The sequence below is a fragment of the Vibrio sp. Vb1755 genome (genome assembly GCF_033338635.1).
Taxonomy (GTDB): domain Bacteria; phylum Pseudomonadota; class Gammaproteobacteria; order Enterobacterales; family Vibrionaceae; genus Vibrio; species Vibrio alginolyticus.
The window spans coordinates 32,224-56,856 of record NZ_JAWOTA010000026.1 but is presented as its reverse complement, the minus strand read 5'-3'; the positions used below and the strand labels follow the sequence as shown (position 1 = coordinate 56,856).

The following is a 24,633-nucleotide window of genomic DNA, read 5'->3' as shown; positions in this document are numbered from 1 at the left end:
CTAAAGCAAAAGCTTAATCTCGTTTTTACTGAGAGTAAAAATAACAAAGGGATGCATCATGCATCCCTTTTTGTTTGTGTATTAGATTACACACGATCATCGTAACTAAAGTCTAATCACTACCAAATAGGTCTCGCGTGTACACCTTATCAGCCACATCAGTAAGTTCTTCAACCATACGGTTAGAGACAATCACATCGGCGCTTTGTTTAAACTCATTCAGGTCGTTGATTACACGTGAGTTAAAGAACTCGTCTTCCTGAAGTACTGGTTCATACACCACCACTTCAATACCCTTTGCCTTGATACGCTTCATAATACCTTGAATAGACGAAGCGCGGAAATTATCTGAGCCAGCTTTCATTATCAAACGGTATATCCCAACCACTTTAGGTTCTCGTTTGAGAATAGACTCAGCAATAAAGTCTTTACGAGTTCGATTGGCTTCCACTATGGCCCCAATAATACTGTTTGGGACATCTTGATAGTTTGCACGAAGTTGCTTGGTATCTTTTGGTAAACAATAACCACCATATCCAAATGAAGGATTGTTGTAGTGGTTACCAATACGGGGGTCCAAACCAACACCTTCGATAATTTGGCGAGAATCAAGATTATGCGCCTCAGCGTAAGAATCTAACTCATTGAAATAAGCTACGCGCATTGCAAGGTAAGTATTTGAGAACAACTTAACCGCTTCAGCTTCTGTAGAATCAGTAAACAAAACTGGGATGTCTTCTTTTACCGCCCCTTCAACTAGAAGATTGGCGAATGTCTCAGCACGTGCACTGCGCTCACCAACAATGATGCGAGATGGGTGGAGGTTATCGTAAAGTGCTTTGCCTTCGCGAAGAAACTCTGGCGAGAAAATAATATTTTCACAACCTAACTCTTGCTTAATGCGTGCAGTATAACCCACAGGCACTGTAGACTTAATTACCATTACAGCATTTGGATTAATCGCCATTACATCTTTTATCACCGCTTCGACGGAAGCCGTATTAAAGTAATTGGTTTGTGGGTCATAATCCGTTGGCGTTGCTATAACAACAAAATCAGCACCTTTGTAGGCGAGCTCTTTGTCCGTGGTAGCAGTAAAGTCTAGTTCTCGATTAGACAGAAAATCTTCAATTTCTTTATCTACAATGGGTGAACACTTGTTGTTAAGCAACTCAACTTTTTTTTCTACAATATCAAGTGCAACAACTTGGTGGTTTTGGGCTAACAACATCGCATTAGAGAGCCCGACATACCCCGTACCGGCAACCGCTATTTTCATTCCAATACCCTAATCTTTAGTTCTTATATCAGAATATCAATAGTTTTAATTTTTGGATAGTGAAACAATATTGTGCAACCTAAGCTTCATACATTAGAAAATAAAAAAGCGGCACATTGGCCGCTTTTATACATCGTACTGTTCTATGGGTTTAGTCTAACTGAGTTGATAAGTAACGCAGGTAGGCGTTACGTAAGCGAATCTTATTCTCTTCAAAGTAATCGCTACCATAACGACCACGGTTGAAGTAACGACGTAGCATGCTGTTGTCCATGATAAGCTCATCACCTTGTCCATCACTTAAGAAATTGACGTCATTGCCTACTCGCGTCATCACATTAAAGTCATAAGCTTCGTTACCTCGAACCTGCAATAAGCCAGGAGACATATCACGCCAAGGTGTTAGTGGTAGCTTGACTGACACAGCGACAAACTGCTCTTCATCAGTATCTTTGTACTTAGTAACCTGATAAGTAGCAGAAACCTCAATATCCTCAAACCAATGCGATGTTGTTAGCTTAGCACCAACATCGCCCCGCCAAAACTCACCCGCTGTCGCGTTAAACTGCCAATCCCATTCGGGCATTGAAAAAGTATAGCGAGCTAGCGAAGTTTGACGTTCGAGAGTTTCATAGCCATTTTCATCTTTCTCATCGACGTGCTGGAAGTAGCTCATTTCCAAACTCAAAGCGTGCGCACCAGACTGAGAAAACCATGTAGACTCACTTCTCGCGCCAATATAATCTGTTTTCGCCAAACCGATGGATACTTGGTTCGCAATATCGACATAAGGTAAACGGAAGAATTGGTGCAGCATTGCGCGTTCGATATCATTTTCGTAAGCACTATCCTCAAAGTATCCCCATTTTTCATAATCGTCAGTTTCCGCTAACGGCAAAATATGGCGAACATCGACAGCCGCGCCAGACCAAAGGTAGGTATATAAGTTGCTCGACATCGCAAAAGAGTAGTCATAAACACCAAACTCGGTCGCAACGGCATGGCGAACCATTGGTGAAAAGACAAGTTGAGAGTCTAGTGCGCCGCTACTTACGCGCTCTGTTTTCCAGTTAACCAACTCAAGTTTTTCGGCTAAATCTCGTGTCGTGAACTTAATATCCTCGCACGCAGCAGAACCATTGATAAAACTCTGATAGCACGTTGAATTCGCTTGCACGCTCACAACGGGCTTTTGGTTTGCGAGCATAAATAGCTCAATACGCTCTGAATCACCACCCACTTCTGATACCGCGTTTTGACCTAGGTGGCTAGAGATGATCCCCATAGCAACACCTAAACCATCTACTTGGTTATGGTTATAACGACGGTTTTCTAGCGCCACTACGGTTGTTTGATTCAGCAAACCGATTTGAATATTCACAAACCCTTCATTACGAAGCGCGCTCACTAAAGCAGAGATAGAAGCCTCTTTAGCTTTATTCTGCTCCAAAGACAACTTTTCCATTAACGTGAGATTATTGCGCGAGTAATCGCGAGAACGTGTATATCCAGTAACTAGAGGTACTGAAAGTGCCGCGTTCCAAATATTTTGTTCATCAGTATTGTGGCCAGAGTAGAGCTGATAACTGAGCGAGGCTGTCACATCATAAGGCAATGTGCCTTGTGGGGTAAAAAGCTTGACCGAAGAATTAAACTCCACTGCGTCGTATTCTCCGCTAACCTGCAAAAAGCTCAATGGTTGATATTCAATACCACCGAATGGGCCATCCATCACACCTAATTCAATATCAGAAAGCCCATAACCAGCAGAAACGCGAACCGGAGCAAAGTCGAACGAGTAATCTGCAACCGCATATTTCGTACTGAACTGATTGGCTGAGCCACCTAAGTCCTGAATACCTAGAGCAAAGTCGAAATTCTCCGCTCCCCAAAAGTTAGGGACCTGGTATTTGAAAGACATCGATAGATCTCTTATACCACACCCACTTTTTACAAATGAGTTACAACTATAAGTTTTGGTAACAATCCTTCCATACGCCTCAAAACCATCAAATAGACCAAACGACAAATTAAGAGCATCTAACTCATCAATTTTGTGATTTAAAGGTAAACCTTGCGCATACGTAAAAGAAAAGTCACCGTAGTTCAAAGACTGCGCATTAGGAGTAAAAGTCAATCCGGTAAAGCTTTGGTTCGAAGGCAGCGTCGCCAACTCCTGAGCGGTAAGAGAAGTACTTACCAGTAGCGGAAGCGATAATGCTGCTATCCCTGTTTTTATCGTTTTCTGTGCCATCAGTTTTAGCCACTGTTAATGTATTGAATACAGAAAAAGGCACTCAGAAGTGCCTTTTTGAGATTACGACATGTTCACGTTACGCTCGTAGTAAACAAACCACCACTGCGAGTACCAAGACAACATATCTTATTAATTTTTCTATTATTTACCAATCAGACAAAAGCATCAAGTTTCACTTGCATTACTTTGCTTTGGTTCAAAAGTATATAACTCCGCAGTGCGAGTATTTTGCTTCCATACGAGATCTTCAATGCCGTCCACCGGATTAAAGCCTGTAGGAGCATCGAGTAACAAGCGACGAATCACTTCGTGTTGGAAGTTGTGACAGGCGACATCGAGCTTATCGATTAAGATTTCATACTCTTTTAATGGCAGGTAACTTTCTTGCGCTGTCATAATACGTGCGTGTGCCGTTTCGGAAACATTGTCATCTCCAATCAACAGCTCTTCATATAACTTCTCTCCCGGTCTCAAACCTGTGAAGAGAATCTCTATATCGCCATGAGGATTGTTTTCATCTTTAACTTCAAGCCCTGACAGGTAAACCAAGTTCTTCGCTAGATCGACAATCTTAACGGGCTCCCCCATATCGAGAACAAATACATCGCCACCTTTACCCATCGCCCCAGCTTGAATAACCAACTGGGCAGCCTCTGGAATTGTCATAAAGTATCGAGTAATGTCTTTGTGGGTGACCGTAATAGGTTCTCGCTTCTCAATCTGTTTTTTGAATACAGGAATTACCGAGCCAGACGAACCCAAAACATTACCAAAGCGCACCATGCAGAAACGCGTACCCAGATTAGGGTTGCTCTCACGAATTCGGTTTTGTTGCTCCGCCAACGCCTGTAGGCCTAACTCAGCCATACGTTTAGTCGCACCCATCACGTTCGTTGGTCTAACAGCCTTATCAGTAGAAATAAGAACAAAATTCTTCACACCTGCATCAATCGCCGCTTGCGCTGTATAGTAAGTGCCAAACACATTGTTTCTTACACCTTCAACAACGTTGTACTCCACCAGCGGAACATGTTTGTACGCCGCAGCATGGTAAACCGTGTCCACTTCAAAGGCTTTCATGGTAGTTTCTAAGCGATTTTGTCTCTGCACAGAGCCAACCAATGGAACGACGACAATGCTCAGATTGTTAGCTTTAATGATTTGACTCAATTCACTGTGCACCTGATACAACGCAAATTCAGACAGTTCAAATAAAATCAATGATTTTGGCGAGTAGTTCAAAATCTGACGACATAACTCAGAGCCAATTGAACCACCAGCTCCCGTCACCATCACTACTTGATTCTTGATGTTCGCTTCCATTAATACTTGTTGCGGCTGAACAGGGTCTCGACCTAACAAATCACCAATCGGAACCTCTTTCAGTTCATCAATTTTCGCCTTACCCGTAAGGATATCTTTCATATCTGGAACGGTTTGGATTTCAACAGGCAGTTTAGAAATTCTATCTAATACTTCCTTACGGCGTTTGTTTGAAGCGCTAGGAATAGCAAGTAAGATTTTTTTTACTTCATACTTTCTAATCGCCTTCATCGCGTTATCCGCTGTATAGACTCGGTAACCCATTAGCATTGTGTTTTGAAGCGTTTTGTCTTCGTCGACAAAGCCAATAACTCGGTAGGTTTCTGATTGTCGCAGCGCAAACGCAAGCTCACGACCGGCACTACCCGCACCATAAATAAGAACTGGCGCTCCAGCTTTGTGTACCGATTGAGCAACCAAACTCCTTACCAGCAGACGGCTAGTCCCTACACCGATCGCAAGAAAAGCGGCATAAATAAAAGGAATCGAGCGTGGTAGTTGGGCATCAAATGCGAAAGCAAAGCTGGCCAAACAAAGCGCAGATAGAATCGTACCCAACCCGACGACTGCCAGAACATGAAAGCCTAAATAGCGTAGCACCGCTCGGTAGAGGCCAAACGAGACAAAAACAGCAAGCGTACAGACAATGGTTGCCAACAATACATAGTTACTGCTTATATCTGGAAGTGGGCGGAATTCACCAATGCGAGACCAATAAGCAAACATAAAAGCAGCAGAGATAATAAAGAGATCCACTCCGATACTAATAAGGCGCTTTTGATATCTCGGTAAAGACCAAATGACGTTAAGTTTGGAATTATTTTCAATCATGACAGTATGTAAGCCTCATTACCCCAAGTTTATTTTTAGAGTTTGGTGGTAATGCTAGTTAATATTATGAGATAGCCTGAGCAAAGATTATACAACCTGATGATTATGTATAGAACCATTAATTGCATATTCTCTCACTGCATCGCATCTTTTAAGCAATCTGCGTAGCAGACATTTTACATTTTCATCAAGTGGTGGGACGCTGTTACAGGAAAACATAAATAACGACATATTAAAGCACTATTATTTATGCGTCCCACTTAGACTGAACTGGTTTACTTCTGCGCTTCTAACAACACTTCACGGATCACACCGCACGTTTTAGCGACTTCTTCTGACGATAATGTTGGATGAACCAAAAACATTAAACTGGTTTCACCTAACTGCACTGCATTCAGCAAACGTTTTTCTGGTCGCCATGGCGTATTATCAAATGCTTTTTCTAAATACACCTCAGAGCAGCTACCTTGATAAGCCGGAACACCACGTTCCACAATGGTTTCAACAATGCGATCTCTCGTCCAGCCCTCTGCCAAATGTTTAGGCTCAACAAAAAGGTAATGTTTGTATTCAGCGTGCTGCGAATGCTCAGGCACGTGAACGCGTCGAACGATATTGAGATCTGCAACAGCCTCATCGATTTGTGCCGCATTGGCTTGGCGTTTTGCCGTCCACTCTGACATGCGAGTCAATTGAATACGACCAACCACAGCTTGTAGCTCAGTCATACGCCAGTTGGTTCCAAAGCTGTCGTGCAACCAGCGAAAGCCTGGTGGATGCTGACGGTTATAAATCGCGTCATAGTTTTTACCATGATCTTTGTAAGACCACATTTTTGACCACAAATCTTTATCATTCGTGGTCACCATGCCGCCTTCACCGCCTGTCGTCATGATCTTATCTTGACAGAATGACCAAGCACCAATGTGACCGATTGTGCCTACACTGCGCCCTTTGTATTTTGCGCCATGTGCTTGAGCACAATCTTCAATAACATAAAAACCATGTTTTTCTGCAAGCGCCATGATGGCGTCCATTTCTGCCGGCATACCAGCCAAATGAACAACGATGACCGCTTTAGTCTTAGGAGTTAGGACCGCTTCAATCGACGCTGCCGTAATGGCTTGGCTATTGAGATCCACATCCGCGAACACAGGGTTGGCGCCAGCCGTAACAATAGAAGACGCAGAAGCAAGAAACGTTCTAGGCGTCGTAATAACCTCGTCCCCTTCACCAATCGCTAACGCTTTAAGCGCAACATCAAGTGCAAGGGTACCGTTGCTTAGTGCAACAGCATGATCACATCCAACCCAAGCTGCGAATTCTTTTTCGAACTCACGGCACTCACTACCCGTCCAGTAGTTTACTTTGTTTGACAGTAGTACACGACTAACTGCATCGGCTTCTTCTTGAGTAAAAGAAGGCCATGGAGAAAATGGAGTATTAAGCATTGTGATTTTTACCGATCATTGTTTGGCAGGTACTATCGTGTCGCACTTAGAAAACGTTAGTCCGCTATCGTAAGAAATATTGATTTCATCATTACGTCCCAATAGTGAAAGTAGCAAACATTTTACAAGGTTTGCCCCTGCCTCATGAGAGAATGGATATCCACCACCGAAGCGCGGATTAAGCTCTAACATAAGTAGTTCTCCTTCTTTTTCCATGAAATCACAATCTAGGTTTCCAATATGACCAAGCTTGCGTCCAATGGTACCGACTGACTTAGAAAATCTAACCGGATCCACGGTTGTAGCTTTATCAGTCTCCCCAGCTCTCATTGATAGTTTTTGTTTGGCGACAAAGCCATAATAAGTAGTATCTAAACCGTTAAAAATATCCACACCATACTCAATACCTTGAATAAATTCTTGTATAATGACATCTTCTGTAGATTGCTGGAACTTAGAAAGGTACGAATCAACTAAATTGGAATGACATTGTTCAAATGATTCTTTAAGCTCAAGAATGGAGTTAACCACATATAAACCAAATGAAGCAGATCCCCACCTAGGCTTAACGATTAAAGGAAATTTCAGTATATCTTCATCAATATCTGAAAGGGCAGAGTCAAGGTTGATATACGTTTTAGGAACGGGTATGTTATGTTTCAGACCAAACTCATAAGTCTTATATTTATCAGAGCATATATCTATTACACTTTTATTTGAAATTATTAGCTTCACACCAATTTCTAAAAACTTATTTTCGTGCTCAATTAGAATAGGAAGCTCCATATCATTTAATGAAATCAAAGCATTAATATCTTCTATTTTGCATATGTCAATAAGTTTATCTATATAGCTTTCATCATAAACGTTAGGAACAATATACCACTTATCACATGAGTCTAATGCTGGTGCTGAGTAGGACATATCCGCACCGACAATATTATTTATCAACTCGGTTTCATTTTTAAAATAGTCGATCAGATATTTCCTTCGACCAACACATGTAAATAGTAAATTCATTATTATTGCTCCTTAACACTAGCCATATAAAAACAGTCTTTATACTCGCCCTTGTGGAAAAAATGTTTTTTAAGATAACCTTCTTCCTGGTAACCACATTTTATATATAGTGATCTAGCTTTTAAATTATGAGCCAAAGTAGTTAAAAATATACGATTTAAATCAAGATTATTAAAACCGAACTCAGTCAAAAATTTCACAATCTTATAACCATAACCACAACCTTGATAACTTGCCTCTCCGATTGTAATAAAAAGTTCTGCTCTCTTGTTAATCGTATCTATATTTACGAACCCACCAAAACCTATAGGTATATACTTGTCATTCTCTTTAACAAAAAAAAATAAGTTAACTTTTGTAGGATCAGATTTTATATTATCAAACCAACGTTCTGTTGATTCTAACGTTACTGGTGTTCTAAAAGTTAAGGTATCATTGATATCTGGGTTATTAATCCAAGAAACTCTCTTTGCCAAGTCTTCTCTTTTTAGATATCTGTAATATAACGTATCATCAATTTTAATCATCACTAACACCTTTAGATGCTTGCAGGTTTAACAAACCACCGGTGTGCCAAAAGAGAACTTTACTATTTTCTTCAATCTCTCTTTTATCTGCTTCAGAAATCATCCCTAGAAATGCTTTGCCTGTATAAACAGGGTCCAGAGGGATAGCGAAGCTTTTTATTGTATCTTTTATGAATTGAACTAAAGCGTTATTATAATTACTATATCCACCAAAACGATATCCATCTAACAATTCAATATCAGAGAAGTCACAAGGAATGAAATGCTTTTCACACAGAGGGTTATATATTTCATATATGGCCTTTGATCCTCTTTGAGTATCTCTAGCTACAGAGACACCTATAACTTTTGTATCCCAACCTCTGCGCTTTACCCCTGCAACAATCCCGGCTTGTGTAGCTCCCGTTCCACTAGCGAAGAATATATAGTCAGGCTCAAAATCAAGTTCGTCTATAGCATACATATATGCTTCCGCACCTTCTAAAGAATGAGCGCCTCCCGGGATCACCTCTACGCTTTTACCAAGAGACTGATAATAATCTCTTTGTTTATCGATCTCTTTTGATATTTCAGAAGGCTCTACGTAACTAACGTTAGCTTTTGCACTAGAAATTAAAAAATCATTTCCGTTATAGAAATCAGAACACGGCTTGTTTCCATGAAGAACTAGGTGACATTGTATACCTAAGCTACTTGCCATTAGCGCACATACTCTTGCATGGTTAGACTCGGAACCACCATTAGTGATTATAACATCGGGCAGTACGTTCATGGAGTTTATAATACATGCATTTTTTCTAACTTTATTACCACCAAAGTATTCTGGAATAAGGTCATCTCTTTTGACATAAAAGTCTATTCCTTTAGAATTTCTGAAAAGTTTATATGTTGGAGAAAATCTATTTACATTCATTTCTTTCTTCGCTTAATTTCCCAAACTTTGTAGAAGGCACAATAACAACATCATCCTTTTTAATAACCTTATAAAAAGTTTTAAGCAATATCTTAATATCAAGTAACAACGAAGGATTATTTACATATTGAATATCTATATTAAGCCTTTCATCCCATCCTAGGTTATTTCTCCCTGAAACTTGAGCTAACCCAGTCAATCCGGGACGAACTTTATGCCGACGTTTTTCTTCATCAGTATAGTAGTCCAAATACTCTACTAATAGTGGTCTTGGCCCGACCAAACTCATATCTCCTTTTAATATATTCCAGAGACTTGGCAATTCATCAAGGCTAGATTTTCTAAGAAACGCACCAAACTGAGTAATTCTTTCTGAATCAGGTAAAAGATGTCCATTTTCATCCCTACAATCAGTCATGGTCCTAAATTTATACATCCGAAATATTTTTTCATCTTTTCCTGGCCTTAGTTGCGAAAAAAGCACTGGGCTGCCAAGCTTTATTTTAATCAAAAAATACAACAAACAAAAAACAGGTGATAATATAACCATTGCAACTAGTGAGGTTAACACATCAATAATTCTTTTCACCTTTTTCCCTCCACAACCCAATTATTCCACTTTTGAGCTAAGTCTTTACGATTAAAATTTTTATTTGCAAGATCAAATGCGTTTTTTCCCATATCATCTAATTCATTTCGATGGTCTGCGGCATGAATTAATGCAGAACAAAAGGCTTGGGGATTATCAGGTTCAACTGAGTAACCACACTGATTTTCGACAATCATATCACTCAACCAACCTGGGTAATTATTTAACACAGGGATTCCTGAAGAAATATAATCAAAAAATTTATTAGGTGACGTTCCATAATAAAACTCTGGAATATTTGAGAGAATCTGCAATCCAATATCAGAAGACTTCATCAATGAGGCAATTTCCATTTTATTTACTGGGTCCAAGAATACGATATTGTCTAATGACTTTGATTGAGCATTTTTTATCAGTTGAGGCTTCATCTTCCCATCTCCAACAAGAACGATTGTTATATCCTCGCGACCTACTTTTTTTAATTCTTCTGCAACATCAATGATGGAATCCAAACCATTTGCTATACCGTGAGTTCCTGCGAACAAAGCAACTAGATTCCCTTCTGGTACTTTGAGCAAACGATCAAGACTGTTAGATTGAGAAAATAGTTCGAGATCACACCCATTTGGAATAAGCTCAATCTTATTGCGACTGACACCTCTTCTTTCAATTCCTTCAACAATCCCAGGAGACAACCCGATACAACGATGCGCAGAACGATACGAACACCACTCTAGCATTGACATCAAACCTAGAACCAATGGATTTCGAATTACACCCATAGCTTTAGGTAACTCAGGCCATAAGTCTCTAACTTCAAAAACAAATGTTTTTTTCCGCAACCACCTAGCAAATATTCCAGGAATACCCGCTGTTAACGGAGTTGTTGTAGCAAATACAATATCGTAGTCATGCTTAAGTGCGACTCCAACACTTCGAAGAGCAAACTTTAAGAATGTAAAGCTTCTTTTTAGAAAACCATCAGAATTAGAGTAAGACAAATCAAACTCTATGATATCGATACCATCTACATTACCTTGTCTACGCCCTTTCACAAACTCTGACGTTAGACCTGTAATTCCCCCATTTCGACTCCCACAAACTAGAGTCACCTGATGTCCATTACGAATTAAGCCTTGAGCCATTTCATATGAACGAATACTACCTCTCCCCTTGGGAGTAGAAAAATGTTGATGAAAATATAAAACACGCATTACCTAGCCCTTACAAACGCCATATATTAAACTATCGATTACTACTATGACTTTTTAATTTTACTTATATTCAATCTATCACTAATAGCACACATACCAAACGAAAAATAATATGAAACAATAGCTAAAGTTAAAAATTCAAATATAGAACCACTTTTGAGTGATAGTAATAACAAATAACATGACAAAACAGGAGTAAAAGTCATCTCTTTATCTTTCTGAGCTTTAGAAAAACCAAAATAAAACAAAAGAAAAATTAAAAAAGTAATTATCAAGCCAAAGGTTATCAAATATTCTATTAATATATTGTGAGGATATAAACCAAATTCATAGCTATGATAAACCTGAAAGTAGTTAAATCCACATCCAGTAAGTAAGCAGACTGGATTTTCATAAACAAGCTCAATAGCATTAGATATCAACAAATCTCTTGTACCTAAATTACCGTCCGCCACTGACTGTAGTCTTTGAAGCATTAAGAATTCTTCAGAGTAGCTAGGCATAGTAACAAAATTAATCAACAAAATTAAAGAGAATAAAAAAGCCATTATAAAGCTAGATTTATATCTAAAAGACAAATATACCAATATAACAAAAATACCAAATAAGAAATCACCTCTTGCACTTCCTAGAAATGAAAGAGATATAAATACAACAAAAGCTAAAAGATTAATAATTAAAAATATCTTTTTGCTCTTCATAGCTAAAAATAGGCTGACTAATGCTCCAATCATATAGAATTTAGTTATTCCTTGAGAGTACAAGCTATCACTATAAGAGAAAATGAAGTGCGGAGGGAAATTTGTTTCCATCCCGCCAAGAAATATTATCAAAGCGGTTGATATTGAAAAATAAAAGAAAAGAAACATGGCTGCGGGATATTCATCCTCTTTACTCAGCAAGGTCAAAGAAACAAAGCATAAGAATGAGAATGGAATATAGAAATAAATTTGCGAGTTCCCGGAAAATTGCGTAAACCCATCGTAGAATAGACTAAGCAACAAACCATATATTACAAAAAAGGTATAAAAAGCTCCGCCAAAAAAAATCAGTTTATTCATTCGAATCCGGTTAACGAGACTCCCTCCCTTCCACATCAATAATATAGACACGAGAATGATAGAAATAATACGCAACCAAGAGACTAATACTTGATGTGATGGAGTGGTTATTGAATAAGCAAGAGTACCGACAATAACGGTTAGTGCAAATATAACAGAGTTAAGTGTAATACAATGTTTATTCATATTAGTTCATTTTTTAATGTGGCTTTATACTTACACCAAAACTCTTCATAATTGTATTTCTTTTTATTGAACTTACACTTCATTGCTGTAGAAACGTCATTAAGAATGCTACCATCAGAATCTAGAATATGACAATTTGGGTAGATAGAAAGTATATCAACTAAAGTAGGATTACATCCTGAAAGAATATAACTATTATTGGCCATTGCCTGATAAACTCTATTAGGCTCACAGTATACTTGATTTAGAGAGGTCTCTTTATAAAAAACAACCGTCATCTTACAACGCTGCAATAAATAGTTGATTTGTTTTAATTCCAAATTACCACATAAAAAAACATTTTTTTTAAACTCATCTTCATCAATACCTTCTTTAAAAAGATAGTCATAATCTAAACTATTACCTGCATGAACAATTAATAAATCATTCTCTAAAGCAGCTTTATATATATTTGCTCCACACCTAGCACTCACGAACGAGTTTTGCAGATAGATAAACTCCCTCCCCCGAATCCACTCTTCTACCCCTTCAACTTCTTCAACACTGTTAACTCCAGATCTATCTGGTAAGTTTTTCATAACAACAGAACGTGCAATAAAACTATTTCCTAACCATTCTTCTAATTTTTTTTGTCGCTCTCTATTTGTATGAACAATTAAAAAGCATCTTTTATAAGCAGTCCTAAATAATAACTTTAAAAGTTTATTATTAAATATCCAACTAGGTGGTAACTCATGATGATCCCAAACAATACGACCTTTAAAAAAACTTAGCATTATAACAAGGATAAACATTATTGGATCTGCCACCCAATAAGTTTTCCCTTTACCTTTATTTGACAAGATAACGGACAATATCGAGAAATATATTGCACCAAACATTCTAATTATAAAATTTGAGTTAGCAGCACCACCAGGAATATTTATTCTTCTTATTTTATAATCATAGTTTCTCAACTCAATATCATCGTCACATGATAGGATCACTTCAACATTCTTTCCTATTTCCTTTAGTAAGGAAATTTCTTTATGTGTTCTTCGATCATTTAAGAAACTTTTTGTTTTTATAAATAAAATTACATCATTCATTAATTTTTCTCTTTATTACGAAAATAGACATAAGAAAATGGACAATATACATAAAAAGCATTAAACATGAGAAAAAACTAAGGCTAAGGTTAAATGCTAAAGTTTCATTATCAATTTTCAGAATAAATGGAATAAAAAATGCCGCAAGAACTAAAATAAGTCGTGATGAATCCCAATATAATTGCCATCTTGCATGATTAAGCACTACTAATAATTTTGAAAAGGGAGAGAATACAACTTGTCCAAGTAACATTGGAGATATTAATAGCAACATAGAACTCAGCCCTAACCACCCATCCCCTACAAGTAATCCAGCGTAGTGTTTTAACAAGAAGTATAGAAATGTTAGAATTAAAACACATAATAAAAACATATATAATGACGTTTTAACCATCGCTTCTTTTATTTCTTTAAATTTTTCATCCACTATATAATTGGATATGTTTCCTAAATAAGACATTGCTAATGACTGAGTTAGAATATTTAGCGGAGAACCGATCATTTTATACAACAAGAAAAAACCACCGGACAATGTAGGAGAATAAAAGTACACAATAAACAAAGGGAAAAAGTTCAGACTCATTGAATTCATTAAAGATGCAACAAAGTTATATTTTACTTCATGTTTATTCTTCCTATAAAAAACAAAAAACAAAATCTTTGATGGAAATAATTTGCACTTTATTTTATTCAACATGAATAAAATTGCAAATATTCTCCCCATGACTTCACCAATGAAAAGGGAAAATTTATAGTTCGTAAGGACCAGCAAAAATTGAAAAGAAACTGTAACAATACTTTTTCCGATTCTAGCTGTAGCTAGGTTTTTATATACTCCTAACCTAGAAGACACTAGTGATAGTAATGTAAACCCTCCCCAACTATATGTCGCCACCACGGTAATTAATCCAGCGACTATAAAGTCAATCGGTTCATCGAATGTTTGATATGGAAAAATATAAAAACCGAAAAGTATAAGAAAAAGCATTAGTGGTAAAGTAAAAAGAGCCAAATACGATAATGCAGGTATATACCTTCTCACTATATCTTTAGTTTTCTCCTTTGCAGCGAATGATTCAAATCTTAAAAAGGCTACAGCTCCTAACAGGGAGCTCGTTGAAAATAAATAGCCAAACAAAGCAAAATCTTCAGCACTGTACAACCTTGTCAAGATTGGAATAGACAACGCAGTTATTGATTGGGCAATAATAATGCCCAATCCAATTTTAATTGCAGATGATATCAACTTCATTTTGTTGATTACCAAATACCTTTAGTGTCTATTACTAACCCTGTTTTAATAGCACAGTTTTTAAACTCTTTATGATCAACCAATAGAACTTGAATATCCGCTTCTTTCGGTGCGACTTCAAAATCCATTAGTTCAACATGTTTAAGTTTTTCCGGAACTGCCTCAATGTTTGGTTCTACTGCAATAACACGACCTGCATGCATTTCGGCAATTTTTTGTGTAATTGCCATTGCTGGGCTTTCACGCAAATCATCAATATCAGGTTTAAAGGCCAAACCGTAACAAGCAACCGTGACGTCACGAGCTGTTTTATCTGGGTTTGCTTGTAAAAACTCGGCAATGGCCAGTTTTACTTTATTAATAACCCAATCCGGCTTGCCGTCGTTCACTTTACGTGCCGTGTGGATAATTTGTGCTTCTTCTGGTGTTTTTGACACAATGAACCAAGGGTCAACCGCAATACAGTGGCCACCAACACCAGGGCCAGGCTGAAGGATGTTTACGCGAGGGTGACGGTTCGCGAGTGCAATCAATTCCCATACATTGATGTCTAACTTGTCGCAAATGATTGAAAGTTCGTTAGCAAAAGCGATTTGAACATCACGCGAGCTGTTTTCTGTCAGTTTTGCCATTTCCGCTGTGCGCGCATTTGTTACGACACAATCACCTTGCACAAAAGTACGGTACAACTCCACTGAGCGCTCAGAGCAGCGAGTAGACATACCACCAATAACGCGGTCATTTTCTACCAATTCACGAACAACGTGACCAGGCAATACACGCTCCGGACAGTGAGCGATATTAACATCCGCTTGTGCACCATGCGTTTGTGGGAAAGTCAGATCACCACGAGCTTCAGCTAACCAAGAGGCCATTTGCTCTGTGGCACCCACAGGTGACGTGGATTCAAGAATAACGAGGTCACCTTTTTTAAGAACGGGGGCTATGGCTTTACTTGCCGCTTCAATGTAAGACAAATCAGGCGCTGGTACTTCACCTTCTTTACATGGCAAAAATGGCGTTGGAACCGCAATAAGAAATGCATCTGCCGGCTCTGGCGCTGTGGTTGCTTTCAAGTAACCTTCAGACACTGCTGCACTTACGATCATATCGAGATCCGGCTCAACAATATGGATTTTTCCTTGGTTGATGGTATCAACTGCTTGCTGGTTTACATCAACACCTACTACCTTTTTCTTACGTGATGCAAACATGGCTGCAGTTGGCAAGCCGATGTAACCTAAGCCAATAACTGAGATTGTTTCAAAAGACATAATTATTTCCTAACTAAATGATTATTTTGCTAATTCTTCTAAAATACGCTGACATGCTAGACCATCACCATAAGGGTTGTGTGCAAAGCTCATCGCTTGGTAAGCCTCTTTGTCATTCAGTAATACATCTAAACCAGTGACAATCTTATCTACATCTGTACCCACTAGCTTTACTGTGCCCGCGGCAACGGCTTCTGGTCTTTCTGTTGTGTCACGCATAACTAATACAGGTTTGCCTAGGGAAGGCGCTTCTTCTTGGATGCCGCCAGAGTCGGTAAGAATGATATGTGCCCGACTCATTAGATAGATAAATGGCAGATATTGTTGAGGTTCAATGAGGTGCACATTATCGACGTTTGACAGAATGCGATTTACTGGCTCTCTTACATTCGGGTTTAGGTGTACTGGGTATAAGATTTGTGCTTCAGGGTGGTCTTGCGCAGTTTTAGCTAAAGCTTCACAAATGCGTTCAAAACCGCCACCAAAACTTTCGCGACGGTGACCAGTAACCAAAATCAGTTTTTTGTTTTCATCAAGCATTGGAAACTGGCTTGCCAATTGTTGGTTAAGCGCGCTGTCGTTATCAATTTTGTCTTTAACCATCAATAGAGCATCGATAACGGTATTACCTGTGATGCTGATATTGTCTGAATTGATATTTTCTTGTAGCAGATTGTGTTGCGAGGTTTCTGTAGGAGCAAAGTGATAAGTAGTTAACGCACCGGTTAGTTTTCGGTTTGCCTCTTCTGGCCATGGCGAGTAAATATTGCCAGTGCGCAGACCTGCCTCTACATGGCCCACAGCAATTTGCTCATAGTAAGCTGCAAGGCTTGCAGCAAAGGTAGTTGCAGTATCACCGTGTACAAGCACTACATCTGGCTTAAACTCCTGAAGTACTGGTTTAAGTTCCAGTAAGATACGGGCCGTTACATCGTTCAGTGATTGACCAGCCTTCATCAGGTTAAGATCGTAATCAGGCTTAATTTCAAATAACTCTAAAACCTGATCCAGCATTTCTCGATGTTGAGCGGTAACGCAGCACTTAGCGTCAAATCGCTCATCATTTGCAAGCGCATGAACTAGAGGAGCCATTTTTATGGCTTCTGGACGTGTACCGAATACGGTGAGAATTTTCTTTTTAGACATTGTAAATAACCTAGGCCAAAGAATAGGACGTTGATGTGAATAATCGCGAGTGGTGGACACAACACTTCTTCTTACATTAAAAAGCAACAAAGCATTGTTTCCGGACAGCACAATAACCCCAGAGGAAAATACGCAAACGAACGCGCCATACCTTTGAGGAGCAGAAATCTAGGTAGACAATTTAGGCAAGTCAGTCATTTTCGCAAAGAAGAAACTCTTGTGAAGACTGTGGTTGATAGGTATTGGTTGATAAACCTGATGCCTAGCCATTATCTTTTTAAAACAGTATTCATTACTGTTTTGTCCTCCTCTGACGTAATAGGAGGTGCTTTAAGTGTTTGTTTGAAGTCTCTATTTTACTTATAGAGCCTTGCCAGGAATGCAACAGTGTGCTTAATTATATTTATTGTCTGGCGACATTTTTATGTCACTCGGAGAACTTTTTTTGCTTTTTGGCACGCTACCGCCCTTAGGTCTGGCTCCTAAAGGCAATGCATTTGTTTTTTTATCATTTGTGCTCAAGGCAAAGGATTGTATAGCAAACAGGTTGCAACGAAAAGCGCAACACTGACAAAAAAATGGCTTTTTTATGACAACTGGACAAAATGCAAACTGTCAGTTTAACCAGAAAATCGTAAATTCTGCCTACCTAAAACGCGTTTTATAATACGCATTTATTCATTTTTATTTATTACAAAATGCAAAAAGTTGACTATGTGGAATATGCATCACAATTTAGTGCAACTAAAAATACCATTTGACACTCTCCTAGCATTTTGACTCCTACTTTTGTGTTTATCTGGCTGGTTGCCTCTCCCTCTTCTTTCTTGAATTCATTACATTGATGCTCATGAAAAGGAGATCGTTATGAAAGTACTTCATCATGGTGGGAAGAATACGGTGACAGGCTCTTGTCACGAACTGCAACTCGAGCACGGGAGCATTTTGATCGACTGCGGGTTATTTCAGGGTAAGGATGCATTGGTAGGCCGTCATGACCGTTCGATGGCGATAGAATTTTCCTTAGCCAAGGTAAAAGCACTGGTGCTGACTCATGCTCATATTGACCACATAGGCCGATTACCGTGGTTACTCGCGGCGGGTTTTAAAGGAAAAATTTACTGCACACAAGCTACTGCTGAGTTGGTCCCTCTTATGCTAGAGGATGGATTAAAGCTACAACTGGGTTTAGGCAAGCATCAAAGACAGCACATCTTAAATCTAATTAAGCAGCGATTGGTGCCGTGCCAGTACAACACATGGCTTCCTCTTAAGGGGTTGGCTTATTTACGCTTTCAACCTGCGGGCCATATTTTAGGCTCTGCTTATTTGGAATTTAAACTCTCAAATAATGACGTAATTGTATTCTCCGGCGATCTCGGCCCAAGTGATACGCCTTTACTTCCTGATCCTAAGCCACCAGAAAAAGCGGACTATTTGTTTATCGAATCGACCTATGGTGATAAGCATCATGAAAGTGTGAAAAGTAGAAGTGCTCGGCTGCTTTCTATTGTCGAACATGCACTGGAAGATGGTGGTGTGATTGTTATTCCTGCTTTTAGTGTAGGTAGAACACAAGAACTGTTATTCGATATTGAACAGCTTTTGTACCAGGAGTCTTTACATGGAGCCCTACCGATTATTCTTGATTCGCCTTTAGCACGGAAGGTGACAAAAACTTATCGGCGCTTTAAAAAGCTTTGGGGTAAAGAAGCGAAGCAGCGTTTGGAGCAGCAACGTCACCCTTTAGCGTTTGAACAATGTATTACGATTGAGACTCATGCTGAACATATGAGATTGGTGAATCGTCTGGCGAGCACGTCTGAGCCAGCTATTGTGGTTGCGGCTTCTGGGATGTGCGAAGGTGGTCGAGTGGTAAATTATCTTAATGCGTTGTTACCAGATAGTCGTAATGATGTGCTGTTTGCTGGCTATCAAGCAGAGGGAACGCTAGGGAGAGAAATTCAAGAAGGGGCGAGTAAGGTTGATATCGAAGGAAAGAAAATTAAAGTGAAAGCTCAAATACATACGATGTCTGGCTATTCTGCTCATGCAGATCAATCTGATCTAATTCGATTTGTAGAAGGAATTAATCCGCCGCCAAAAGAAGTGCATTTGATTCATGGTGAAAGAATGGCAAAAGCGGAGCTGTATCAACATTTTGCCAGGAAAAAAACGAACATTGTGCTTTAATTTACTGATAAGTAAATCAGGAGAAATAGTGTAAAAGTAACGTTTTGCTACCATTTCGTTGCTTATTTTCTCCTTGAGATAGTTACCTTGTCGGTTAAAATAGCCGTCGAATAATTACAATGGCAGTTGGCACTATTATGTTTCTGGAACTTCTATTTATCTTCTTTTCTTCGTTTGCCACTTTGTTTCTCATGCGTAAGGTTGCTAAGTCGGTTGGCTTAGTCGATAAACCAAACGAAAGGAAGTTACATGAAGGTGCTGTTCCACTTATCGGTGGGATCTCTATCTGCATTGTTCTTATCCAGTTTCTCACCTTTAAACCACAAGTTATCGAATACAGTTGGCTGTATGTATGTTCTATCGCACTCTTAACGCTTATCGGAGCCATAGACGATAAGGTCGACTTGAGTTTCAAGATACGCATGGGGGTTCAGGCTGGCTTGTCTTTAGTGATGATTCATATTGCTGGTATTGAACTGCACAGTTTAGGAAACATGTTCGGTTTTGGTGAAATCAACTTAGGTTGGACTGGCATTGTGATTACAGTGTTAGCGGTGATAGGTGCAATCAATGCTTTTAATATGGTAGACGGCATTGATGGTCTTTTGGGTGGGCTTTCTATTGTAACCTTTGGCGCTCTTGCCTATTTATTGAGGGTAGACGCCCAACACGGCTTAGCTTACCTCTGTGTGGTAATTATTGTTGCCATGCTGCCGTATATTTTCATGAACTTGGGTATTTTAGGGCGCGCTCGAAAAGTATTTATGGGTGACGCAGGCAGCATGATGATTGGCTTTACAGTTATTTGGCTGTTGCTCGGTGTCAGCCAAGCAGAAAGCAAACCTTTGATGCGTCCAGTAACAGCATTGTGGTTAATTGCGGTTCCGTTGATGGACATGGCGGCCATCATGATTCGCCGCGTTCGCCGCGGGGATTCGCCATTCAAACCTGACAGAGAACACTTGCATCATATTTTCCAACGTATGGGTTTAAGCTCGAAACAAACTCTTGTTGTGATTTGCCTGATTGCATCTGCATATGCGGCATTTGGTATCTATGGTGAATTGACCGGTCTATCTGAAGCTATCATGTTCTATACCTTCATCGCCTGTTTTGTGGCTTATTGCTTTATTCTGTCTTACGTTTGGCGCATCACCAGTTATGTGCGTAGCAAGCTGGGAAAGCCTGAAACAGTTACGATTTCAAATAGCTAACTCTTTGTAATATAATTTGAAATCAAAAAAATGCCCGCAACACCGTGGGCATTTTTCTATTTATACAAGAAAGTAAAATTAAGCTTTCTTTGTCACCACTAGAGACAAGTATTTAACAAGCTTAATTTGACGTGTAATTCTTGTCGGTTGGCATATTAAACGGTAAAACCACTCAAGGTTGTACTTCTGAGCCCATTGAGGAGCACGTTTCACTCGATCCGTGAACACATCGTAAGTACCGCCTACCCCCATGTAGAAGGCATCTGGATAAACTTCACGACATTTGTTAATAAAATTCTCTTGTCTAGGAGAGCCAAGTGCCACCGTTATGACTTTCGCTTTGCTTTCCTTAATTCTGTTTATAAGCTCCGCTTCATCTTTAAAATAGCCATCGCAAGCATCAACGACGTTAACATTAAGTTCTTGTTTTAACTTATCAACGGTCTGTTGGTTAACCTCTGGTTTAGCGCCAACGATAAATACTGGCACACTCAGCGGTGCAGACCCTTTCATTAGCTCCAACCATAAGTCACAACCAGGAATTCTCGCACTTGGGCAGCCGCGCCTGGACATGACCAAAGAAACCCCAGCCCCATCTGGATAACGAATGCTCGCAGACTCTAGGATTCTCTTTACATCAGCCTGTTCATAGCTTGATACGATTTTTTCAGCATTCACGGCAACAGCAAAGCCACTAACAACATTTCCCTGATGTAAGATAGAGTCAACAGCGTGATCCATACTGTCGAATGCAGAGATATCTAGCCCACCAATTTTGCATGTTTTATTCATTTTCGCACTTCTTTTCTGTTTCTTGGGCACTTCTATATTTAATTACTTTTGCTGGTACACCACCAACAATTGCATAACTTGGGACGTCTTTTGTCACCAGCGAGCACGCACCAACAATTGCACCCTTCCCAATAGTAATGCCATGCTTTATAACAACATTTCTACCGATCCAAACATCATCCTCAATAACTGGCGGAAGGCCAAACACATCTTCTTGATCAACCATCGGAATATCTAATCTTTCATAACTATGCGTGCTGGAAAGAATTGCTACGTTTGGCGCAATCATTACATTGTTGCCTATTGTGGCACTTTGAATGAAGACATTCTCGTTGATGCGGACGTTATGACCGATTTTTAACTCAGAAGCGTTGGAGATGTAAATTCTATTCTCTAATCGGTTTTTTGGATGTGCCGTTACAACTTTTAATACTCGAGTCAAGTACCAGCAACGAAGTTTACTAAACAGTGGCAAGTATCTTGAGTTAGGTAAGTTGTAGAAAAATAAATAATAAATTACGAGCTTTAACTTTTTCATAGAAGTACTTTGGCACTATATGTCCATAATTTGGGATGCTTTAGTAATGAAGATTATATTTTCGTCCTCACCACCTTCTTTCATTAAGTTGTTTTCCACGACATCAAGTACGTAAGTTCTCCCAAGAAGCTCTAAAGCTTCAAAGTGACAAGAGGAGAATATTGAGAAGTGAGCTTTAGATGCACCAATTAAAGTAAGCGTATCTTGGTAGGCATCTCGGTCGATTACTTTGAATTTTTCGTTTTGTACTAGCGCAGAGAGTTGAGTATGGTTTTGATGCTCACGCGGATGAGGTCGATAAACTACGGTATAGTTTGGGAATTGTTCGATTAAACTTGCAACAAAGTCAGCAACTTCCGTATAGCAAATGCCTTGTCCTGTAAAAATGAAGAACTTGTCATTCCCTACTTGGTTGAACACCTCTTTCTTCACTTCGTCACAAGCTTGGGGTAACGCCCCCTCGACTTCTATTCCATGTTCAGGAACGAAGTTAGCTTGGCGCATTTTCATTTGCCAATAACTTGAATAAAGCTTCAGACGGGTTGGCAACATGCTACTGCGCCAAAGTTCTTCACCAACATAGTGATACGAAGGGTGGTAAGGCGCTAGTAAGCCGTGTTGGTATTCTAGGGTCTTAATGCCGAGTCCGTTTGCTGCACTCACAATGGCTGGTTTTGTATATGCAGAGACGATTTCTACGTTTTGAACGCCTAACCATTTTAAGAGCTTCGTATACGCAGCTTTCTTACTTTCGTAATCTAGTAAAAAGGCTTCTACTGTCTGTTTGGAAACGCCATATTCTTGATTCAATAAGGCGAAGAATTCCTCTGAGAGCTCAGGAGTTCGTGCACGCCCACCAAAACGTTTAATGAACACGACTAGCAGTTTTATGATCAGGTTTTCAAAGATGACACCACGCTTGAAGCACGTCAGGAGCTTTACACCTTCAAAATTTGAGCAATGATACAAAGTACAAAGTTTTTTCTGCTTTTCAGGTGAAACAAATTCATCATAAATCACGCCCTCATTTATTGAAACTCGGGAGAATGCACCAAAGTAAGCCGTGGCCTTTTTATTGAATCTCGCCCTAAATAAGTTGCAGAAGCTAAAAATCAGAGAAAGCAGCAATGAGATATATGACTTTGATTTAAACTCCATATCCTCCACCCCTTTAGACAGAGTGATATGGCGAGTCATTTGGTATTTGAGTAGAGGCCAAACCTCAGCTTCGTTGCTAAGGTTGTTTTCAAGAATATGTGTTTCTACGACTTTATGCATTTGTTCGCTTCCGACTATGAACAAAGATAGCGTTGTTCGACGTCAATATCCCTAGTAAAAAGAAAAGCAATAATCCTATCATATTCCCCATAATGGGTACCATCGAGCCAATCCCAACAAGCATCAAAAATCCATTAATACGAATCAACCTAACATGGACAACCTGGTCAACATAGCCATCTTTTTCAGCAAAAAAAGGCTGAAAGATAAACCACATAACAAATATTATTCCAAGGCCATACTCAGCAATCAGTGAAACAAAGAACAGATCAAAAATCGGCCCTTCGATCTGACTTCCATAACCAATAATTGCCCTATCTACGTTAAAAAAGGTATACACATCTGTGTACATCTTGGACATGACGGTTCCATATGTCCCCGGGCCAGCACCAAATGGGAAGTTATACTCGAATATCTCCATCGCATAATAAAAGATCTTATAACGGACATAGTTTTCGTTGAAGTTCTCAAGAACAGAGTCACCAATTAATACCCAAAGTCCTCCTAAGATTATTGGAGTAGAAAGAACGAGAAATATCGAACCTATCAATCTTATTATCCCCTTATTTTTGTACATTACGGTAATGCCATATGCAACTAAGAGGATTAAAAGCTCTTTCCTAGAAAATGTTAGAAATAATAAAAAAAAGGAAAAAAAGAGTAGAGACCAGTAAAGCTTAGGTTTATAAATAAAATATCTTTTTGAATCATCATTGTATTTAAATGACAATAACAAAATACTGTATAAGAGAAGAAACCCAGAGTATAAAACACGAGATCCGAAAAAAGATCCCGGTGTAATCCCCATAATCCCACGACCATCTTTTGCCAATGTATATAATATATTAGGAACTAAATAATCAGAAACAACAAACAAAGAAGAGAACAATAAAATATACGTAAGTGCTTTCGTAAACTTAGCCAATAACATTGGTCTATCTGTATTTAAAGCATAAGCCATAACAAAGAAAACAAATACAAACTTCAAAGTCAAGAACGTTTGTAAAATATTTATTACAGGAATGCCACTTCTAAAAACCATGAAAGCCGAATACGTAAAAAGTATAAATGAGAGAAAAAGAAAGCTCTTCTTAACTGGTTTATATATAATACAGATAAAGAATGCGACAATACAAATCAGTATGTATATATGATTAAAGTATGCTAAAGCTCCTAAGTTTAATATATTTTGTCGAGATATAAAAAA

20 protein-coding genes are annotated in these 24,633 nt (G+C 39.0%); 2 read left to right on the top strand and 18 right to left on the bottom strand.

Annotated elements, in window-relative coordinates; genetic code table 11:
• Nucleotides 1-112 precede the first annotated feature (112 nt).
• The 14 genes from R7E00_RS18595 to wecB form a co-directional block, all read right to left on the bottom strand.
• Nucleotides 113-1,279 (bottom strand): nucleotide sugar dehydrogenase, encoded by a 1,167-nt coding sequence (locus R7E00_RS18595; RefSeq protein ID WP_047101868.1) that lies wholly within the window; start codon nt 1,277-1,279, stop codon nt 113-115.
• Nucleotides 1,280-1,430: 151 nt separating this feature from the next.
• Complete coding sequence (locus tag R7E00_RS18590) at nt 1,431-3,533, bottom strand: YjbH domain-containing protein (RefSeq protein ID WP_262606289.1); 2,103 nt, start codon at nt 3,531-3,533, stop codon at nt 1,431-1,433.
• Nucleotides 3,534-3,701: 168 nt separating this feature from the next.
• Complete coding sequence (locus R7E00_RS18585) at nt 3,702-5,690, bottom strand: polysaccharide biosynthesis protein (RefSeq protein ID WP_262606290.1); 1,989 nt, start codon at nt 5,688-5,690, stop codon at nt 3,702-3,704.
• Between the two features lie 275 nt (nt 5,691-5,965).
• On the bottom strand, nt 5,966-7,141 hold the full coding sequence (locus R7E00_RS18580; protein ID WP_262606291.1) for a DegT/DnrJ/EryC1/StrS family aminotransferase: 1,176 nt from the start codon (nt 7,139-7,141) through the stop codon (nt 5,966-5,968).
• Between the two features lie 15 nt (nt 7,142-7,156).
• The gene (locus R7E00_RS18575) at nt 7,157-8,161 is read right to left on the bottom strand and encodes an ATP-grasp domain-containing protein (protein ID WP_262606292.1); all 1,005 of its coding nucleotides are present in this window, start codon (nt 8,159-8,161) and stop codon (nt 7,157-7,159) included.
• 2 nt (nt 8,162-8,163) lie between these two features.
• Nucleotides 8,164-8,688, bottom strand: coding sequence for a GNAT family N-acetyltransferase (locus R7E00_RS18570; protein ID WP_262606293.1), 525 nt, complete (start codon nt 8,686-8,688; stop codon nt 8,164-8,166).
• Nucleotides 8,681-9,601: a 1-aminocyclopropane-1-carboxylate deaminase/D-cysteine desulfhydrase gene (locus tag R7E00_RS18565; RefSeq protein ID WP_262606294.1), complete on the bottom strand. Its 921-nt coding sequence runs from the start codon at nt 9,599-9,601 to the stop codon at nt 8,681-8,683. The genes R7E00_RS18570 and R7E00_RS18565 overlap by 8 nt, the downstream gene beginning before the upstream one ends.
• Nucleotides 9,588-10,190, bottom strand: coding sequence for a sugar transferase (locus R7E00_RS18560; RefSeq protein WP_262606295.1), 603 nt, complete (start codon nt 10,188-10,190; stop codon nt 9,588-9,590). The genes R7E00_RS18565 and R7E00_RS18560 overlap by 14 nt, the downstream gene beginning before the upstream one ends.
• Entirely contained in the window at nt 10,187-11,404 is a 1,218-nt protein-coding gene (locus tag R7E00_RS18555; RefSeq protein WP_262606296.1) for a glycosyltransferase family 4 protein, read from the bottom strand. Before R7E00_RS18555 ends, R7E00_RS18560 begins: the two co-directional genes overlap by 4 nt.
• Nucleotides 11,405-11,448: 44 nt before the next feature.
• On the bottom strand, nt 11,449-12,465 hold the full coding sequence (locus tag R7E00_RS18550; protein WP_262606297.1) for an O-antigen ligase family protein: 1,017 nt from the start codon (nt 12,463-12,465) through the stop codon (nt 11,449-11,451).
• Between the two features lie 182 nt (nt 12,466-12,647).
• Nucleotides 12,648-13,739 (bottom strand): hypothetical protein, encoded by a 1,092-nt coding sequence (locus R7E00_RS18545; RefSeq protein ID WP_262606298.1) that lies wholly within the window; start codon nt 13,737-13,739, stop codon nt 12,648-12,650.
• The gene (locus tag R7E00_RS18540; protein ID WP_262606299.1) at nt 13,732-14,991 is read right to left on the bottom strand and encodes a lipopolysaccharide biosynthesis protein; all 1,260 of its coding nucleotides are present in this window, start codon (nt 14,989-14,991) and stop codon (nt 13,732-13,734) included. The genes R7E00_RS18545 and R7E00_RS18540 overlap by 8 nt, the downstream gene beginning before the upstream one ends.
• 8 nt (nt 14,992-14,999) lie before the next feature.
• Nucleotides 15,000-16,265 (bottom strand): UDP-N-acetyl-D-mannosamine dehydrogenase, encoded by a 1,266-nt coding sequence (gene wecC / locus R7E00_RS18535; protein WP_262606300.1) that lies wholly within the window; start codon nt 16,263-16,265, stop codon nt 15,000-15,002.
• A 21-nt stretch (nt 16,266-16,286) separates the two neighbouring features.
• Nucleotides 16,287-17,411, bottom strand: coding sequence for a non-hydrolyzing UDP-N-acetylglucosamine 2-epimerase (wecB, locus tag R7E00_RS18530; RefSeq protein WP_256900465.1), 1,125 nt, complete (start codon nt 17,409-17,411; stop codon nt 16,287-16,289).
• 867 nt (nt 17,412-18,278) lie between these two features.
• Here wecB and R7E00_RS18525 point away from each other — a divergent pair.
• Both R7E00_RS18525 and wecA read left to right on the top strand, forming a co-directional pair.
• Entirely contained in the window at nt 18,279-19,604 is a 1,326-nt protein-coding gene (locus R7E00_RS18525) for an MBL fold metallo-hydrolase (protein ID WP_262606301.1), read from the top strand.
• A gap of 137 nt (nt 19,605-19,741) precedes the next feature.
• Nucleotides 19,742-20,818, top strand: coding sequence for a UDP-N-acetylglucosamine--undecaprenyl-phosphate N-acetylglucosaminephosphotransferase (gene wecA, locus R7E00_RS18520; RefSeq protein ID WP_054574221.1), 1,077 nt, complete (start codon nt 19,742-19,744; stop codon nt 20,816-20,818).
• A gap of 78 nt (nt 20,819-20,896) precedes the next feature.
• Here the strand turns inward: wecA and R7E00_RS18515 are convergent, their stop codons facing one another.
• Genes R7E00_RS18515 through R7E00_RS18500 form a run of 4 tightly spaced genes read right to left on the bottom strand, consistent with a single transcriptional unit; the run spans nt 20,897 to nt 24,468 of the window.
• On the bottom strand, nt 20,897-21,610 hold the full coding sequence (locus R7E00_RS18515; protein ID WP_054574220.1) for a WecB/TagA/CpsF family glycosyltransferase: 714 nt from the start codon (nt 21,608-21,610) through the stop codon (nt 20,897-20,899).
• Complete coding sequence (locus R7E00_RS18510) at nt 21,603-22,148, bottom strand: acyltransferase (protein WP_054574219.1); 546 nt, start codon at nt 22,146-22,148, stop codon at nt 21,603-21,605. Before R7E00_RS18510 ends, R7E00_RS18515 begins: the two co-directional genes overlap by 8 nt.
• A 15-nt stretch (nt 22,149-22,163) precedes the next feature.
• A complete protein-coding gene (locus R7E00_RS18505) occupies nt 22,164-23,426 on the bottom strand; it encodes a hypothetical protein (protein WP_085569704.1) in 1,263 nt (420 codons plus the stop codon).
• The gene (locus tag R7E00_RS18500) at nt 23,419-24,468 is read right to left on the bottom strand and encodes a hypothetical protein (RefSeq protein ID WP_238842876.1); all 1,050 of its coding nucleotides are present in this window, start codon (nt 24,466-24,468) and stop codon (nt 23,419-23,421) included. The genes R7E00_RS18505 and R7E00_RS18500 overlap by 8 nt, the downstream gene beginning before the upstream one ends.
• Between the last annotated feature and the right edge of the window lie 165 nt (nt 24,469-24,633).